Annotated in this window: 8 protein-coding genes; 5 read left to right on the top strand and 3 right to left on the bottom strand. The window is 41.7% G+C overall.

Annotated elements, in window-relative coordinates; translation table 11 throughout:
* Positions 1–10 precede the first annotated feature (10 nt).
* From OK025_RS25360 to OK025_RS25370, 3 genes are read right to left on the bottom strand one after another with little or no spacing between them, the layout of a single operon-like run.
* Positions 11–1,456 carry an alpha-L-fucosidase gene (locus tag OK025_RS25360; protein WP_317667536.1) on the bottom strand — a complete coding sequence of 482 codons (1,446 nt, stop codon included), beginning with the start codon at positions 1,454–1,456 and terminating at the stop codon, positions 11–13.
* A gap of 25 nt (positions 1,457–1,481) precedes the next feature.
* The gene (locus OK025_RS25365; protein ID WP_317667537.1) at positions 1,482–3,050 is read right to left on the bottom strand and encodes a RagB/SusD family nutrient uptake outer membrane protein; all 1,569 of its coding nucleotides are present in this window, start codon (positions 3,048–3,050) and stop codon (positions 1,482–1,484) included.
* Positions 3,051–3,077: 27 nt separating this feature from the next.
* On the bottom strand, positions 3,078–6,167 hold the full coding sequence (locus tag OK025_RS25370; RefSeq protein WP_317667538.1) for a TonB-dependent receptor: 3,090 nt from the start codon (positions 6,165–6,167) through the stop codon (positions 3,078–3,080).
* 271 nt (positions 6,168–6,438) lie between these two features.
* On the opposite strand from OK025_RS25370, the gene OK025_RS25375 reads away from it, so the two are divergent.
* The 5 genes from OK025_RS25375 (at position 6,439) to bglX (ending at position 18,045) form a co-directional block, all read left to right on the top strand.
* The gene (locus OK025_RS25375; protein WP_317667539.1) at positions 6,439–9,324 is read left to right on the top strand and encodes a triple tyrosine motif-containing protein; all 2,886 of its coding nucleotides are present in this window, start codon (positions 6,439–6,441) and stop codon (positions 9,322–9,324) included.
* 265 nt (positions 9,325–9,589) lie between these two features.
* Positions 9,590–12,691 (top strand): TonB-dependent receptor, encoded by a 3,102-nt coding sequence (locus OK025_RS25380; RefSeq protein WP_317667541.1) that lies wholly within the window; start codon positions 9,590–9,592, stop codon positions 12,689–12,691.
* Positions 12,692–12,711: 20 nt separating this feature from the next.
* Positions 12,712–14,142, top strand: coding sequence for a RagB/SusD family nutrient uptake outer membrane protein (locus OK025_RS25385; protein WP_317667543.1), 1,431 nt, complete (start codon positions 12,712–12,714; stop codon positions 14,140–14,142).
* A gap of 76 nt (positions 14,143–14,218) precedes the next feature.
* Positions 14,219–15,604 (top strand): glucoamylase family protein, encoded by a 1,386-nt coding sequence (locus OK025_RS25390; protein ID WP_317667544.1) that lies wholly within the window; start codon positions 14,219–14,221, stop codon positions 15,602–15,604.
* Positions 15,605–15,768: 164 nt separating this feature from the next.
* Positions 15,769–18,045: a beta-glucosidase BglX gene (bglX, locus tag OK025_RS25395; RefSeq protein ID WP_317667545.1), complete on the top strand. Its 2,277-nt coding sequence runs from the start codon at positions 15,769–15,771 to the stop codon at positions 18,043–18,045.
* Positions 18,046–18,055 lie beyond the last annotated feature (10 nt).

The raw sequence follows: 18,055 nt of genomic DNA on the forward strand, positions 1-18,055 counted from the left end.
ATCTTCGGCCTTACTCGTCCAAAGCTCCAGTTTTCATGTTCTTTGCTCCGGGCCCTTTTTCGCGCTTAAATTTGCCAGCCACTTCGATCTTAATCACTGTAGCAACAGCATCAATGGCTTGCTCAGGCACGGCAATCTGAATACCATTGGCATTCGATTTTACCTTTAACACTTGATTATTGGCTAAAAGACGAGCTTTTAAAACTTTATTTTCAATCGGAAGTTCAACTATCCCATTTTTTGGCCAGTCAAATACAGAGACATACAAATAAGTCCGCTTTCCATCTTCCTTCATGGTACATCTCCCCCATTCAAATGGCTGTAAAGGACTACTCTTGGTCGCGTAGACTGCTTCACTATTGGCTTTCATCCATTGGCCAATTACAGCCAAACGTTCTATACTCTCCTTTGGAAAGGATCCATCGGGTTTTGGACCAACGTTCAACAGGTAGTTTCCACCTTTGGAAGCAATATCAACGAGATTGCGGATCAAGGTTTCGGCAGACTTCCATTTATGATCCGATGTGCGGTAGCCCCAAGTGCCATTCATGGTCATACAGGTTTCCCAATGTTTGCCTTCGAGTTCACTCCAATCTGGAATTTTTTGCTCCGGCGTTTTTGTATCGCCGGGAAAATTAGGCCGTTTCAATCGATCATTTGTGATAATATTGGGTTGTAATGCCAATTGGTCCTGAAGCATATTTGCGGCTTCGTCGGTCATATTGGTTGGTGTATCCCACCATAGCACAGCAATATCCCCATAGTTACTCAGCAATTCTTTGACCTGAGGAACAGATACATTTTTGATATAGTCACTAAAACTCGCTGTTTCTTGTTTGGGATCCCAATGGCCATGATGTGCTAGTGTGTAATCATCTATACGGGTTGAATCTGGATTAGGCCAGCCTTCTCGCATTAATTTACGGGCAGCCGATCCACCAGCGTTATTCCAATCCTGCGCCTGTGAGTAATAAAAGCCAAGTTTCAGGCCATATTTTCGGCAGGCTTCGGCCAAAGGTTTCAAAACATCTTTTCCGTAAGGCGTCGCATCCACCATATTCCACTTACTCGCTTTTGTTTCAAAGAGCGCAAAACCATCGTGGTGTTTGGCCGTGATAATCAAATATTTCATCCCGGCATCTTTCGCCATGCGTACCCATTCGTCTGCATTATACTGCGTGGGGTTAAATTGCTTTGCCATCGCCTGATATTCATCAACCGGAATTTTAGAGCGGTTCATAATCCATTCTGCTCCACCACGTGCCTGTTCGTGCCCCTGATAAACACCGCCAAACTGCGCATATACTCCCCAATGGATAAACATGCCAAACCGGGCTTCCTCCCACCATTTCATACGTACACTATCGGGCAAGCGATTTACTTGCGCATACAATAATTCCTTACTCATTCCCATGATGAGGACAAGTGTCAGCAACATTTTATATAGAGCTTTCATACCTTAATTTTTCACAGTTCTTCATTTAGAAACCTGGTGTTTGTTTAAAATTGTCATTACCTAAACTTTTGGCCATATCTACCTCAGATTGAGGTACTGGCCATAAAGTATCTCTGGCCATAAATAACCGTGAAGCTCCATCTGGATCCTTGGTTTTATCCATCACCTCTTTGATCATCCCCCAGCGTTTCAAGTCAAAATAACGTTGCCCTTCCAAAGCCAATTCAATCCTCCGCTCATGACGGATAATATCGCGGAATTCATTTTTTGTCAAGGAACCGCTAAACTGTACGAGCGGCATTTTCACATCAGCCCTGGATCTTACCTTATTCAATGCGTCTACGGCTGTCTGATCAGGCCCGGAACTTTCATTTTTCGCTTCTGCGTACATCAATAAAATATCTGCATAACGTAAGAATACCCAATCCTGATCGCTTTGTGTCGCGTAACTTGTTGGCCATTTCGATTCGTTGATATATTTTCTCGGTAAAAAACCACCCAAAACCCCTTCGGCAACCGGATCAAAAGCAGAAGATGCTGTGGTACCTCGCCACACACCGCGGTACATGATTGTCGACTTCAACCGTGGATCTCTATTTTCGTAAGGATTTTTAGCATCGTAAACCGTCGATTCTTTAATATCCTTTCCATCAATGGCGTAATAAGAATCCACCAGATACCCCAACGGTTGTATCGTCTTCAGATAAGAATACATCATATCTGCCGGGCTATACATATTGGGTGGTAAAAATCGAGCGGAGAACATGATTTCAGGATTGTTATTTTGTCCAGGTTTTCGGAACAGATCACGGTAACCACCCTGATAGATCGAAAACTTGTTTTCATCCATAACAATCTTCGCTGTTGCCGCTGCCTCGGCCCATTTTTTTGCAGTCAATAACACCTTTGTTTTGTAACCTAATGCAGATCCTCTCACCGCATGTCCCTTATAGCCTGTATTTGGCAGTTTTTCACTCGCGTAATCTAAATCTGCTAAAATCGCTTCGATAACGTTGGTTTTAGGTGTTCTACCCAGCCGAATACTCGCATCGTCCATACCTAGGGGTTCTAAAGTCAATGGCACATCACCGTACAGATTGGTCAACAAAAAGTAGTAATGGGCGCGGATAAAACGAGCCTCTGCTTTATATCGGTCACGGTCCTGCTGGCTCATGCTTGTAATGCGGTCAATATTGGCAATCAATTTATTACATGCCGCAATGGCCTGATACGAAATCTCATACCCCTCAGATTGCATTCCGCCGGTTGTTGAGGAGATTCCGGATCGCGAAATAATATTGAAGTTATTGGAGGTACTGGACACAAAGGCATCGTCTGAAAGCCCATCCCAAAACATACTTGCTCCCCCCCAACCACCGCGTGCATTCGATGAAGATGTCGAATTGTATCCCCGGCAAAGAAATTCATAACAGCCCGATAGTGCCAAATCAGCATCAGTCTGCGTTTTCCAAAAGGTTGATTCCGAAATTTTATCCGTTGGGTTTTTATTTAAAAAATCTTTTGTACAACTACCTAGTGAAGCTAGGGCAGCTAAGCTTAGGTATAGATATGTTTTTTTTACGCTATTTTTCATCTTTAATTTTTTTTAGTTACCACTAGATTAGAATGTGATGCTCGCTCCAAATGCGAATACTTTATTCTGAGGATGAGTCACATAACGCCCTGATGTTGCACCACCGCTTGATGAAACGCCGCGTTCGGGATCTAAACCGGGGAACTTGGAGAATGTGACCAGGTTATCCGCCGCAAAATAGATGCGAAGGCCAGAAATACCAGCTTTGGACAAGGTGCTCTGTGGAATAGAATAGCCTACCTGAATATTTTTAAGACGCAGGAACGATCCATCTTTTAAAAAGAAAGTCGACGCGGTCCGTACGTTATTTGCGGCAGGGGTATTTTCAGCACCAACGATTGGAAGCGATGCATTGGGGTTTTCTGGAGTCCAAGCGTCCATCCAGTCGCGGGTGAATGTACCACCTTGCCTGAAAGGGACTATTCCCCATTCACTTACAAATATTTTTTGCCCCTGAGAACCGAAGAAAAAGGCTGTAAAATCAAAATTCTTCCATACAGCCGTCGCATTAAAGGAATAATCGAAATCTGGATAAGCGCCCGGCACGACAATACGATCATTATTGTCCACAACTTTATCGCCATTTACATCGGCAAATTTCAGATAACCCGGTTGTGCTGGAATCTGTTGCACCGGAGAGGCTGCCACCTCTTCCTTAGATCGGAATATACCCGTGTTCTCCAAAAGATAAAAACTACCATAAGGTAAACCTTCCCGGATAATGGTATTGCCCGAGATACGTTCGGCTCCATATTTCATCACCTTATTGCGATTGGCCTGAATATTTCCATTGAGGGTCAGCGATACCGCTCCAATTTTATCACGGTACTGAAGACCGAGCTCTATACCTCTGTTACGCAATTCACCATAGTTTACGGTCGGTGCAGTCAGCCCAATATAAGAAGGGAAAGCCGTAGATGCGGATAAAATATCTGATGTTACTTTGTTATACCAATCGAAAGAAGCGGTCAATTTGTTGTTCCATAGTCCGAAGTCCACACCGAAATCCAGGACTTTGGTACTCTCCCATTTGATCCTGTCATTAGCCATGGCTACCTGACGAGCCCCCTGTTGGAGTGTTTCATCAAAAGGATAAGCAAAAGAAGAATTGTAAACAATCTGATAAGGATAGTTACCAATATTCTGATTACCCAGTGTTCCAATGGAGGCTCTTAATTTTAGTTCATTAACGACCGCCTTCAATTTCGGTCCATAAAAGGTTTCATCCGAAACTTTCCAACCTCCGGATAACGAAGGGAAAAATGCCCATTTTCTATTTTCAGGAAAACGTGAAGACGCGTCGTAACGCGCATTACCTTCGAGTAGATACTTACCTTTGTAGTCATAGTTTAATCGACCATAGTAAGACCTTAATGACCATTCATTGGTTACACCGCTATTAGACTGTTGGCCAGCTCCGCCACCATCAAGCTCAAGCAAATCATTGTTGGGAAATTGCAACCTACTTCCGAACAATTTTTGCGTTTTATTATATTCTGCCTGGGTTCCTGCCAGTACTTTCATGTTATGATTTCCAAAAGACTTATCGTAAGTCAGTTGTGTATAGCCCACCGGGTACACATTGTTGTCGTCCGTTACTTCTAGTCCTTGACCACCTACATCAAGCTGTCTGGCGGGTAGGTCATCGGGTTTGGCGAACCACATGTATTGATTAATTACAGGTTTGTTGGTATAGTTTTTTGTAAAGCCATACGTCAATCCGCCGCTAGTCTTCCAATCCAGTCCATCCAATATTTTCACATTTAAAAAAATATTGCCTTGCATAAAATAATTGTTCAGTCTTGTAAATGCATTTTCAGCAACTGCAACAGGGTTTTTATTTGGGGACTGAAAAGGATATGCCCTAGACGTATAACGACCACTACCATCTGGTAATACAGGTCCATAAAGTGGTGATTGACTAATGGTAGACAAAAACTGATCTTCACTACCATTTCTAGGGTATTTCCGATCGCCATAATTCAAGGTAATACTTGAACCAAAACTTATCCGTTCATTGATTTTAGAGCCTAGGTTAAGCTGTAGATTATACTTTTTAAAAGAAGTCCCGATCATAATATCAGGCTGATTGACGTAGCCCAGTATGACGTTGTAATTTGTTCCTCCGGCACCACCACTTAAGCTTAAATTGTGCGTTTGCACCGGGACAGTTCTAAAGACAGCATCTAGCCAATTAAAATCGGGATATAATTTTTTATCTGTTGTATTTTTGTAGGCATCAATCATCTCCTGGCTAAAGGAAGCATTTGGATTTGTGACACCGGAGTTTTTATTTGCCTGATTATACAGGTTCATATAATCAACGGAATTATACACGAGGTCTGGAAGAGCTGAGGCTTTGGTAATTCCGACATTATAATCGTAGCTCAGTTGTGTTTTTCCAGCTTTACCCTGTTTTGTCGTTACCAGAATAACCCCATTTGCTGCTCTTGCCCCATAGATAGCGGCTGAGGCAGCATCTTTCAATACGGTGATATTCTCAATTGCTTGAGGATTTAAATTTTCCAAACTCCCGGGAATACCATCTACGATAACCAATGGCGCAGACGAAGCCCCATACGACCCCAATCCGCGAACCTGGAGATTCACATTTTCATTCCCTGCTTCTCCTGATCCTTGCGTAACACGAAGTCCGGGCATGCGACCTTGAAGTAATTGCGTTGGATTTGTAGCGATACGTTTGTTAAGCACCTTTCCATCGACAGCAGCAACAGCACCGGTTAAATTACTTTTTTTCTGGGTACCATAGCCTACAACAACCACTTCGTCAATCAGACTACTGGACTCCTGGAGAACGAGATTAATGTGATCTTTCTTATTGACCTGGACTTCGGCCTTCTCTTTGCCTACCAGCGAAAATATCAGGACATCAATATCTCGCGCAAGAATCTGATAATTGCCGGCCCCGTCGGTTACAGTGCCGTTTTTCACCCCCTTTATCTGTACTGTAACCCCCGCAAGAGGCTCGCCTGTTGAGGAGCTTACTTTTCCGGATATCTTTATTTGCGACTGGGCAAGCACCACTGGTGCAGACATGCTCATCAACGAAAATAAAAGTAACCCCTTCCCTACCGTTTTGGTTATCGGTGTTATCATAGTTGTTTTGGTTTATTTGGTTATTTAACAAAGTAAATGAACTCAAATATCAAAAATCGTTCACAGCAAAAGGAGTATTTTTTGTTCAAATAGGTGGAATAAATAGCTTCATTCCTGATTTTCAACACAATTAAATGGTTCCATCGGTTCAGCTCCAAAATAAGATGGAGATCTGCCGGAGCTCCCAGCGCTCCGTACGACGAGGGAGATTATCAATTCTGCGATAAAATCGATATATTGTCCCCAAAATCAGTTTAAAGTGAGGGAGTCGATGACAACAAAAAAATATAGTAACGTCTATATCTTTTGGTTTTGCAGCATTTTATTTTTTTTAATGCACCCTGGCTATTGCCAGACAATCATACCTACAGGAACACCTTTTGTAAAACAATACAAAAAAGACCAATACAAGGCTGGAAATCAGAACTGGTCTTTGGCGGTCGATAAAGATGGTCGCATTTATAGTGCAAATACCGAGGGGCTGTTACAATTTGATGGACAATACTGGCGTATCTTTCCACTACCAAATCACTCAACAGTCCGAAGTGTTGCAATAGGTAAAGACGGAAAGATTTACACAGGTGGAAGAGGTGAATTTGGCTATTGGACTTCCAAACCTTTCGGAAACTTGACCTATCATAGTCTCTCTAAACTTGTGCAGGACAAAACCTATTTTCCAAACGAAGAAATCTGGAAAATCATTGTTGAGGGCCAACGGGTATTTTTTCATACATTTTCCAAATCCTATATTTGGGAAAACAATCGTATACGGCAGCTAACGGCTAAAGGTGAACCCTTTTTATTTCCGCATCAGCTCAATAACAAGCTATTTTTCGAACAGCTGCCAAGTGGTCTGCATGAATTTAAACAGGATAAACTTATCCCTGTAAAAGGAAAAGATGCCTTGAAAGACAAAAATGTACTTGCCATCTTACCTTTCGACGCAACGACCTCGCTTATTGCTACTTCGCGAAACGGCCTTTACCTGATGAAAGCCGATGGAACCATCCTACCTTGGTCTGTTCCGGCAAACCAGCTCTTGAGCCAATCACAAATAAACAATGGCTTATACCTCTATGACGGACAATATGCTTTTGGCACCATCCAAAACGGTGTTATTGTCATCAATAAAAATGGTCAGGTCATTCAGCATATCAATAAAAACAATGGTCTCCAAAACAATACCGTACTCAGTATTGTGAAGGACAATCAGAAGAATATATGGGTGGGACTGGATAATGGTATAGACCGCATTGAAATCAACTCGCCTTTATCATTTTACACAGATTTTATCGGAAAAATTGGTACGGTTTATACATCAATTATCTATCAGGGAAAAATCTATCTTGGAACTAATAAGGGATTATTTACAAGTGAATGGAAAGGATTGACCAATTACAATTCATTGAATTTCTCCCAGATTCCAAATTCTAATGGTCAGGTTTGGACATTAGCGCTATTTGGTGATGAGTTGATTTGTGGACATAATGATGGAACCTTCAAATTGGTTAATGGGCGACTCGAAAAGATTTCACAGATCACTGGCGGCTGGATATTCAAGCCTATATTTGGCACGAAAAACATCCTTCAAGGCAACTATACAGGTCTTTCGAAATTCACTTTCGATGGCATTAAACTCCAGTTCGTCCAGCAATTCGCTGGCGTTAAAGAACCGGTTCGGTTTTTAGCGCAAAAAGATAACCATACCTTTTGGATTGGCGATTGGGGCCAGATACAACTACTCGGATTTGATGCGAATTTCCAACAGGCAAACATTTTATTTTCCTCCAAACAGGACAGTATCGCTTCAAAAAGGCAATTTACGGGGATTTACACATTAGAAAATAATCTTGTATTTGCGACAGACAGCGGATTTCTCCAGTTCGACAATATTGTAAAAAGATTCAGCTATGCCGATGAATTAAACACAGCATTAGGCACCTATAAAAATTCAAATAAGGTCATACCGATCAATACAAACAGCTACTGGTTTATTCAGAAGACTAAAATTGCTAAAGTAGATTTTGACAGTAAGGGCAAACTTCATATTGACTCCAATCTGCTCAGTCCCTTACAGGATCGAATGATGAATAACTATGAAAACATCCTCCCTATTGAAAACCAATACTATCTCATCGGTTTAGATGATGGATTTGCGATCTATCGTCATTCCGATAAATCACAAAAATATCGGTTGCCACTTCCACAAATAGCACAACTTATCAACTTGACAACAGGACAGGTTATTATTCCAGATTCAGCGTTTAAACTATCATCATCGGACAATAATCTTAGAATTAGCTTTTCAAGTCCATATTATTCGTCATCTCCGATTCAATACCAATATTATCTCGAAGGTTACTCGGACAATTGGTCCGAATGGAGTGAGACTGCTTATCAAGATTTCACGAATCTACCTTATGGAAAATTTCAAATTAAAATAAGGGCGAGGGACAATATGGGCTTGGTTTCAGAAATCCAAACTTTTTCCTTTACTATTCGGTATCCATGGTACCTCTCCTGGTGGGCAAAGACATGCTATGTACTGGCTATGCTAGCGCTCATCTATTTAGCTTATCGACTTAATCTTCAGCGGGAGCGCAAGCGTCAGTTTCAAATACGGCGAAAATGGCTGGAAGAGAAAAAGATTGCCTTGGAACGCGAAACGGAGCAAAAAGAGAAGGCCTGGATCAAACTTAAAAATCAGCAATTAGAAGATCAGCTTCAATTAAAAAATAAAGAACTGGCCAATGCGGCACTCAATATCGTTTACAAAAATGAGATGTTGAACAATTTACACGACGAGCTAAAACAACTTAGAGATGCTGACGGCAACAAACTGAGTTCAGATGAATTGAAAAAAATAAACAAGCTCATCGACGATGCCCATAATGACGATCGTGACTGGCATATTTTTGAAAGAAGCTTTAACGAATCACATGAGAATTTTTTCAAGAAACTGAAACAAGAATTTCCTGATCTAGTCCCCAATGATCTCAAATTATGCGCCTATTTAAGGCTCAATATGTCGAGTAAGGAAATTGCCTCATTACTTAACATTAGTACGCGCGGTGTCGAGATTAGACGCTATCGATTACGCAAAAAGCTGGGCATTCCCACAGACAAAAACCTCTCTGAATTCCTGATGGAACGTTAAATTCCCATCACAATCACTACATCATTACCACACACGAGCTTTAGTGTATAAAACACACTAAAGCTCGTATTATTTTGCATAAAAAAGCAACATAAAAAACTGACTATCAAAAATATAAAATACAAAAAAAGATAAACTGAGCAAGCTAAAATTTCATGTAGTAGTGATGTGAAAATGTTAAACTTTGGCAAAGTTGTACTACATCAACATATTTGCTTCAGGGAAATAACCAACGTATTTTAAACAAACACCAAAAATTAACGATATGAGGAATCTATCCGCATTATTTTTGACATCCATGGTCGTATCTGTTGCCTATGGACAAACTTCCATACAAGGAGTGGTCAAAGATGGCTCAAGCATGATCTCCATGCCAGGCGTCACCATCAGTATCAAAGGGAAAGCAGTAGCTACAAAAACCGACGCAACGGGGAAATTTCAGATCAACGCCTCTCCTACCGACTCATTGGTCTTTAACTTTCTGGGTTATCGCACACAAACCGTCTACATTGGCAATCAAACGCAACTCAATGTATTCTTAGAAAATCAAAACCAAGCACTGGAAGAGGTTGTGGTTATCGGTTACGGTACGCAAAAAAAAGCGGATCTGACCGGATCGATCAGCTCCTTGAAATCATCCGATATTACAAAGCAACCGGCCATGTCTGCTATGCAGTCCATACAGGGTAAAGCTGCCGGTATCAATATTATTGCCAACGAAGCTCCAGGCTCCTCACCCAACGTTATTGTCAGAGGTCTGGGAACAGCTCTAGGCGGAAGAAATCCACTCTATATCGTTGACGGTATCGCACAGACGGACATCAATAATATCAATCCATCCGATATCGAATCCATGGATGTTTTGAAAGATGCATCTTCGGCTTCAATTTATGGTCTTCGGGCCGCAAACGGTGTGATCCTCGTGACCACGAAGAAAGGTAAAACTGGGACTCTTAGTATTAATTATGAAAGTTATGCTGGGATGAAGAAGATTCTTAACCGGGTTAAGATGGCTAATGGAGAACAATTCCGGACTTTCTTTAATGAAAGTCAAAAATATCAGGATCAAGATAAAAGGTGGTTACTGTCAGAAAACCAGCATAATGATACAGATTGGTATGATGAACTAATAAAGACGGGGACCGTTTTTAATAACTCCATCAATATATCTGGAGGAACTGAAAAAGTAGATTATTTTGTTTCAGCAAACAACTTTACCGAAAACGGTATTCTTGACGGCTCGAAATATGTTAGAAATACGATCAGAAACAACAACATCTACAAGTTTTTGGACAATAGACTTAAGTTTACCCAAAATCTGAATCTCACCATTACAAATTCTACACCAAAACCCAATGGAGCTTTCACAACAGCCTACAAACAATCCCCATTAGTTCCTGTAATGTATGATAACGGGCGTTATGGAAAGGGTATTGTAAATCAAACTACCGGTGTTGTTGGCTATGAAAGAAATCCAGGTGAGATCGTTGGTAATATAAACTCTATTGGAAATCCGGTCTACGAAGTACTTAGAAACAATGAGAAAATCAATACATTAAGACTACAAGGTAGTTTCGAAGGTGAGTTTAAAATTACAGATTATTTAAAAGTAAACTCCCGTATTGGTGGAAATAAATTCTACTCGAGAAATAGAGTTTTTTCGGATATAAAGGATGCATGGCTCAATGGTGATCCACTTCGTACAGCTCAACAATTTGAAGAGTTTAAAGCGAAAAACACCGAATCCTTAGAGTATGCTAATAATAGTTTGAGTTATGAGACTCTGGAACAGTTCCGTTGGTCTTGGGAGAATTTCTTAACATTTAACAAGAAATTTGACAAACACAGTGTCGAAGCTGTCTTAGGTATGTCGCGTGAAAAGTATGACATCAACAGCATGATGAGCGACAAAGGTTATGATGTCCCTCAAAAACCACAATACTGGAGTATAGATCATGGTTCGGGCGCATATAAAGTGGAAAGCAGACAAATCTATTATACCCCGCGTGCCCTGGCATCTTACTTCGGTCGCGTTCAATATAATTACGACAGTAAATACTATTTAACAGCTACTTTACGTCGTGACGGTTCAAGCGTATTCCGTAACACCGGAAAATATTGGGGTACATTTCCATCCATTGGTTTAGGATGGACAGTAACAAATGAAGGCTTCATGAAGGATGCTACATGGATTAATTTGTTGAAAGTTCGCGGAAACTGGGGTAAATTAGGTAATCAAGATATCCCGTTAAATGTTTCAACCATATTAACGAGCCCTACAAGTTCTTCTTACAACTATGTATTTGGCCCTGAGCGAGATATGGTATTTGGAAGTGCGTACGGCACACCGGCAAAAAACTTAAGCTGGGAGGTGACGGAAGAAACTGGCGCCGGATTGGATTTCGCATTTCTAAACAACCAACTTTCAGGTTCCATAGACTATTATCATAAGATGAATACCAATGCGATCTTGTTAGTCACACCGACATATACCTCTGCCTATGAAGATAAGTTTTATGATCATGGCGCAAAAATCCTAAATCAAGGTGTGGAAGTCGCCTTAAATTGGAACAAACCCATTTCTCCAGAATTTAGCTATTCCGTCGGTGTAAATTATTCTTACAACAAAAACACTGTTAAGGAGGTTAAAGCGGCTTACGATGGGGACCAAGGCGGAAGTCTTAACAATGGTGAGCTTACAAAACAGCTTCGTGTTGGACAGCCAATATACGGATGGTGGATGTATGAAATGAACGGTGTTTGGCAAAATCAAGATGAAATAAATTCAAATGCGAGACAAGGATCTCCAAAACCGGGATATTTGCGTTATACAGATGAAAACGCTGACGGCGTTATTGACTCCAGAGATCGTAAATTTTTCGGATCGTTTCTACCTAGTTCTACTTACGGTATTAATTTAGGAATTAATTACAAAGCGATCGATTTTAACGTTTCAGGATATGGGGTCGCGGGCAATAAAATCTACAACGGGATGAAAAGTACGCGCATCAATGGCGGAGAAAACATCGCTTTAAGTACTTTTGAAAACCGCTGGACAAAAGAAGGTTCTACTAACTCACATCCTGGAGCAGAAAGAGATTTTCTACCTTCCAACTATTATCTGGAATCAGGCAGTTATTTTCGTATAAATAACATCACATTGGGCTATACTTTTAATAATCTTTATAGTTCTAAATCAAAGCTACGTTTGTATGTGACTGCACAAAATCCGTTTATCTTCACCAATTACAGCGGTTTCTCTCCTGAAATTGCGGGAGATGGTAGTCCAAATCTAACTTCTGGCATAGAGCTATCAGCCTATCCTACAACGCGTAATTTCCTATTCGGACTTAACATGCAGTTTTAATCCTTTTAAAAATCAACGTAATGAAAATCAATAAACTTTATATAGCAATTCTACTTAGTGCGGGGATCGCACTACAGGGTTGCAAAGACAATAATTTTTTGGATGTTCCTTCTAGAGAAAGGGTTGAGGCCGATGATAGCGAAACTCCTTATACCCCAGAGCAATTCGTAAATGGTATCTACGGTATGTTTACGGAGTGGGACTACAGCTTCTCTTTCTTAGGAATCACTGAAATCATATCGGATAACGCTGACAAAGGCAGTTCATCCACTGATGCGGGAGGTGATAAGTTGCTTTTGGATAACCTGACTTATACCTCAACAGCTGGTTCGTTCCAAGCCCTTTGGGTTAGATGGTACAAATCAATCGGTCGTGCTTCTCAAGCAATTGAATTTATTGAAAAAGCCGGACTGACAGATGCTGCTTATAAAAATAGATTAATTGGTGAAGCTCGGTTTCTTAGGGCGTTAAATTATTTCTACCTTGTACGTGGATGGGGTGATGTGCCTATCCAAGACCGTGATTTGATAAAGAGAGAACCCGCAGCTGAAGTTTACGCCTACATTGAAGCAGACCTACAATTTGCTATTGATAACTTGCCCGTCAAATCTGCCTATGCAGCAAAAGATTTGGGCCGAGCAACCAAAGGTGCGGCACAAGGGCTGCTATCGAAGGTATATCTGTACCAAAGTAAATGGCAACAAGCTGCTGATATGGCAAAAGCTGTTATTAATTCTGGGGGCTATAGCTTAGAAACTGATTATGCAAAAATCTGGCGATTAGAAGGGGAAAATGGTCCCGAATCGCTCTTTGAATGGCAGGCCCGAGGTAGTTCAATTGCCCATGGCATCCAACAATATAGTCAAGTGCAAGCGCCTCGTGGTGGAGCAGTCAATTTAGGCTGGGGTTTTAATATCCCAAGTCAAAATCTATTGGATGCATTCAATGCAGAAAAAGATAATATCCGCCGTGATGCTACAATTATTTTCAGAGGTGAAACACTGTACGATGGCCGTCTGATTGACAATGGTGTAGAAAATCCAATGTACAATGAAAAAGCGTATTCATCTGCCAATGGGGGGGCCGCAGATGGCGATAAAAACGTGCGCTATCTCCGTCTAGGCGAAATTTATCTTATTCTGGCCGAAGCCGCAAATGAGGTTGGTAATAGCAGCGAGGCGCTGAATGCACTAAATACTGTCCGTACACGGGTAAAATTAGCCAATGTAACGACAACTGACCAAGCACAGCTACGCCAACTGATCTGGAAAGAAAGACGCCTTGAATTAGCATTTGAGCACGACCGATGGTTCGATCTGATCCGTACAAAACAGGCTAAAACGGCCATGGCTGCAAACGGAAAAACATTCCAGGATAAGATGATGCTCTTCCCAATTCCGGAAAATCAACGTATCCAAACACCAGAAATGCCGCAAAATACCGGTTGGTAACTATATAAGTAAAATAACTCCGTTCAAACGACCTATGGTCGTTTGGACATTTTTTCAAGAATTAAACAACATATCCATGAGAAAACGAATAGCATATCCAGCACTTAGCGGTATAGCTTTGGCGCTTATTCTCAGTAGTTCGTGCCAAAACGCTACTAATAGCAGTCCAGACAGTCCCTCAAAAATTGATTCAACCAGCGGAAGCAAGATCAATGAAGATTCGCTATTGACCAATATTCAGCAACATACATTTCAATATTTTTGGGAAGGTGCCGAACCTACTTCCGGTCTCGCCAGGGAACGCATCCATATGGATGGTGTTTACCCTCAAAATGACCGCAATGTCGTGACCATAGGTGGTAGTGGCTTCGGACTCATGGGTATGATTGTCGCGATGGAACGCGGGTTTATCAGCCAGGATCAAGGCGTTCAAAAGCTGGATCACATCATGGATTATCTAGGCAAAATCGAACGGTTTAAAGGAGCCTGGGCACACTGGTACGATGGAGAACTGGGTACAGCGAAACCCTTCAGTGAAAAAGATAATGGCGGTGACATTGTTGAAACTGCATTCTTAGCCCAGGGCCTAATCGCCATTCGGGAATATCTAAAAGATAAAGATGATTCTGCCCAACTAGTTGCCAAAAAAGCAGATAAACTATGGAAAGAAATCAATTGGAATCATTATACAAATGGGCAAAATGTTATCTATTGGCATTGGAGTCCTAAATTTAACTTTCAACAAAATCACCCTGTCAGAGGATACGACGAATGTCTTATTACCTATATTTTAGCAGCCTCCTCTCCTACTTACCCTATTGCACCCCAAGTGTATCATGAGGGTTGGGCAAGATCTGGTGCAATTAAAAGCTCCGCTAAAAAATATGACATTCCGCTCGTACTGAAGCACAATGCCAAAGAAGGTGAAGTGGGACCGCTATTCTGGGAACATTACTCCTATTTAGGATTGAGTCCCAAAGGATTAAAAGACCAATATGCAGATTATTGGGAAGCGACAGGCAACCATGCTAAGATAAATTTGGCTTATGCAGATCTAAACCCAAAAGGCTATAAAGGTTACGGTTCGGATAAAGGCTGGGGCTGGACGGCCAGCTATTCCATCAACGGCTACAATGCACATCACCCAGACAACGACCCTGGTGTGATCTCGCCGACAGCAGCTTTGTCATCCATGCCTTACACCCCACATGAAAGCATTCAGTTTGCACAATACCTAGACAAACAACTCGGCAATAAAGTCTGGGGTAAATATGGCTACTATGATGCCTACAGTGAAACAGCAAATTGGTATCCACAACGTTATCTAGCCATCGATCAGGGGCCTATTATTGTCATGATCGAAAACTATAGAACAGGTAAAATCTGGGAGCTATTTATGCAGGCCCCAGAAATTCAACAAGGACTAAAAAAACTCGGTTTTACAAGTCCTTATTTAAAATAGTGGTCTGTGGAATCATTTTCAATCCGTCACACGTTGAGAATGGTTCCTTCCACGAAAACAACAGGACATCCCATCAAAGACGTTCAAGAGTCATCTTGAGCGCTTTACATAAACTTACCATGTAGCGAGGGAAGCAAAATCCATGCGCACAAAAAAATAATACGATGAAAAAAGTAGTAGGTACTTTCCTTCTTGCATTTCTCGCCTGGCATACCAGTCCAGCGCAATCCAATCAGAAAATGGACACGTTCATTGATCAGCTTATGGCTAAGATGACTGTTGACGAAAAGATTGGACAACTTAACTTGGTAACCGGTGGTGAAGCGACCACTGGAACCACAGTATCCACGGGTGTAGAAGCGAAAATTAAAAATGGTCAAATCGGCGGGATTTTCAGCATGAGTACACCAGCGAAAATCCGCAAAACACAGGAAATAGCGATCAAGCAATCCCGGTTAAAAATACCCATCATTTTTGGGATGGATGTTATTCACGGGTATCGTACGGTGTTCCCAATTCCTTTAGGTCTTGCCGCTACCTGGGACATGAACTTGATTCAACAATCTGCACGTATAGCAGCCGAAGAAGCGACCGCCGATGGAATTAATTGGGCATTTTCGCCCATGGTAGATATCTCGCGCGATCCACGCTGGGGCCGTATTTCCGAAGGTGCGGGTGAAGATACCTATCTAAGCTCTCGGGTTGCTGAAGCCATCGTCCATGGCTTCCAAGGGGATAACCTGGCAGCACACAACACCATGATGGCCTGCGTGAAACATTTTGCCTTATATGGTGCCGCTGAAGGTGGCCGTGATTACAATAGCACCGATATGAGCCTCCACCGCATGTACAATGAATACTTACCGCCATACAAAGCGGCTTTAGATGCCGGTGCAGGAAGTATCATGACATCCTTTAACGATATCAATGGTGTCCCTGCCTCGGCAAACAAATGGTTAATGACTGATGTCTTACGCAAGCAATGGGGCTTTAAAGGATTGGTCGTAACCGATTACACTGCGGTAAACGAATTAACGGCACACGGCCTCGGTGACCTCCAGCAGGTTTCTGCCTTAAGCCTCAATGCTGGGGTTGATATGGATATGGTCGGTGAAGGATTTCTGACGACGCTAAAAAAATCTTTGGATGCTGGAAAAGTCAAAATTGCGGATATTGACAGGGCTTGCCGTTTTGTTTTGGAAGCCAAGTATAAATTAGGCTTATTTGACGACCCTTATCGCTATTGTGACGAAAAACGTGCAAAAACTGTGATCGGATCGGCTGCCAATCATGCCAAAGCCAGAGAAATTGCAGCAAAGTCATTTGTTTTGTTGAAAAACGAAAACCAAACGCTTCCATTAAAAAAAACAGGAACAGTTGCTGTCATTGGCCCGTTAGCCAATTCAGGTCCAAATATGCCCGGAACCTGGAGTGTCAGTGCTGAATTGGACAAAACAGCCTCTTTAGTTGAGGGAATGAAGGCCGTGTTAGGCAATAAAGTAAATATACTCACCCATCTCGGAAGTAATCTGTTGGAAGATCCTATTTACCAAAACCACGCAACCATGTTCGGCCGTACCATCGCACGCGATTCCCGAAAAGAAGAAGAGATCATTGCAGATGCACTGAAAGTTGCCCAACAATCAGACGTCGTTGTGGCCGCGCTTGGTGAAGCGTCTGAAATGTCAGGTGAAAGCTCAAGTCGCTCAGAACTGGATATTCCGAAAAATCAACAAAATCTGTTAAAAGCACTATTAGCAACAGGAAAACCAGTTGTACTGGTATTATTTACAGGTAGACCGTTAACCCTTACCTGGGAAGATGCTCACGTGCCCGCAATATTAAACGTTTGGTTTGGTGGAACGGAAACAGGAAAAGCAGTTGCCGATGTTTTATTTGGGGACGTCGTTCCTTCAGGAAAGATTACGGCCACCTTCCCACGCAATGTCGGTCAGATTCCGATCTATTATGCGCACAAAAACACGGGCAGACCTTATGGAAACTCGGGTGATTTTGAAAAATTCAAATCAAATTACCTGGATGTAAGCAATTCCCCACTCTATCCTTTTGGTTATGGATTAAGTTATACAACTTTTACCTATAGTGACATCCGTCTTGACCGCAACACAATTGACGATAAAGGTACTCTTCAAGCAAGTATCGACATCAGAAATACCGGAAATTATGATGCGGAAGAAACCGTGCAACTCTATATCCAGGACTTAGTTGGCTCTGTCACTCGTCCCGTAAAAGAATTAAAAGGATTTCAAAAAATATTCCTCAAAAAAGGCGAACAAAAAACTGTAAACTTTAATATCAAAGTAGACGATCTTAAATTCTTCGACAACAACCTCAATTATGTTGCCGAACCAGGGAATTTCAAAGTCTATATTGGTTCGAACAGTCGCGATGTAAAAGAAAAAGAATTTGAATTGCTTTAAATCTATTGCA

Source organism: Sphingobacterium sp. UGAL515B_05 (genome assembly GCF_033097525.1).
Classification (GTDB): domain Bacteria; phylum Bacteroidota; class Bacteroidia; order Sphingobacteriales; family Sphingobacteriaceae; genus Sphingobacterium.

Coding starts and splice junctions, on each gene's coding strand:
- bglX (WP_317667545.1), top strand. CDS start 15,769: ATGAAAAAAGTAGTAGGTACTTTCCTTCTTGCATTTCTCGCCTGGCAT.
- OK025_RS25390 (WP_317667544.1), top strand. CDS start 14,219: ATGAGAAAACGAATAGCATATCCAGCACTTAGCGGTATAGCTTTGGCG.
- OK025_RS25360 (WP_317667536.1), bottom strand. CDS start 1,456: ATGAAAGCTCTATATAAAATGTTGCTGACACTTGTCCTCATCATGGGA.
- OK025_RS25370 (WP_317667538.1), bottom strand. CDS start 6,167: ATGATAACACCGATAACCAAAACGGTAGGGAAGGGGTTACTTTTATTT.
- OK025_RS25365 (WP_317667537.1), bottom strand. CDS start 3,050: ATGAAAAATAGCGTAAAAAAAACATATCTATACCTAAGCTTAGCTGCC.
- OK025_RS25375 (WP_317667539.1), top strand. CDS start 6,439: ATGACAACAAAAAAATATAGTAACGTCTATATCTTTTGGTTTTGCAGC.
- OK025_RS25385 (WP_317667543.1), top strand. CDS start 12,712: ATGAAAATCAATAAACTTTATATAGCAATTCTACTTAGTGCGGGGATC.
- OK025_RS25380 (WP_317667541.1), top strand. CDS start 9,590: ATGAGGAATCTATCCGCATTATTTTTGACATCCATGGTCGTATCTGTT.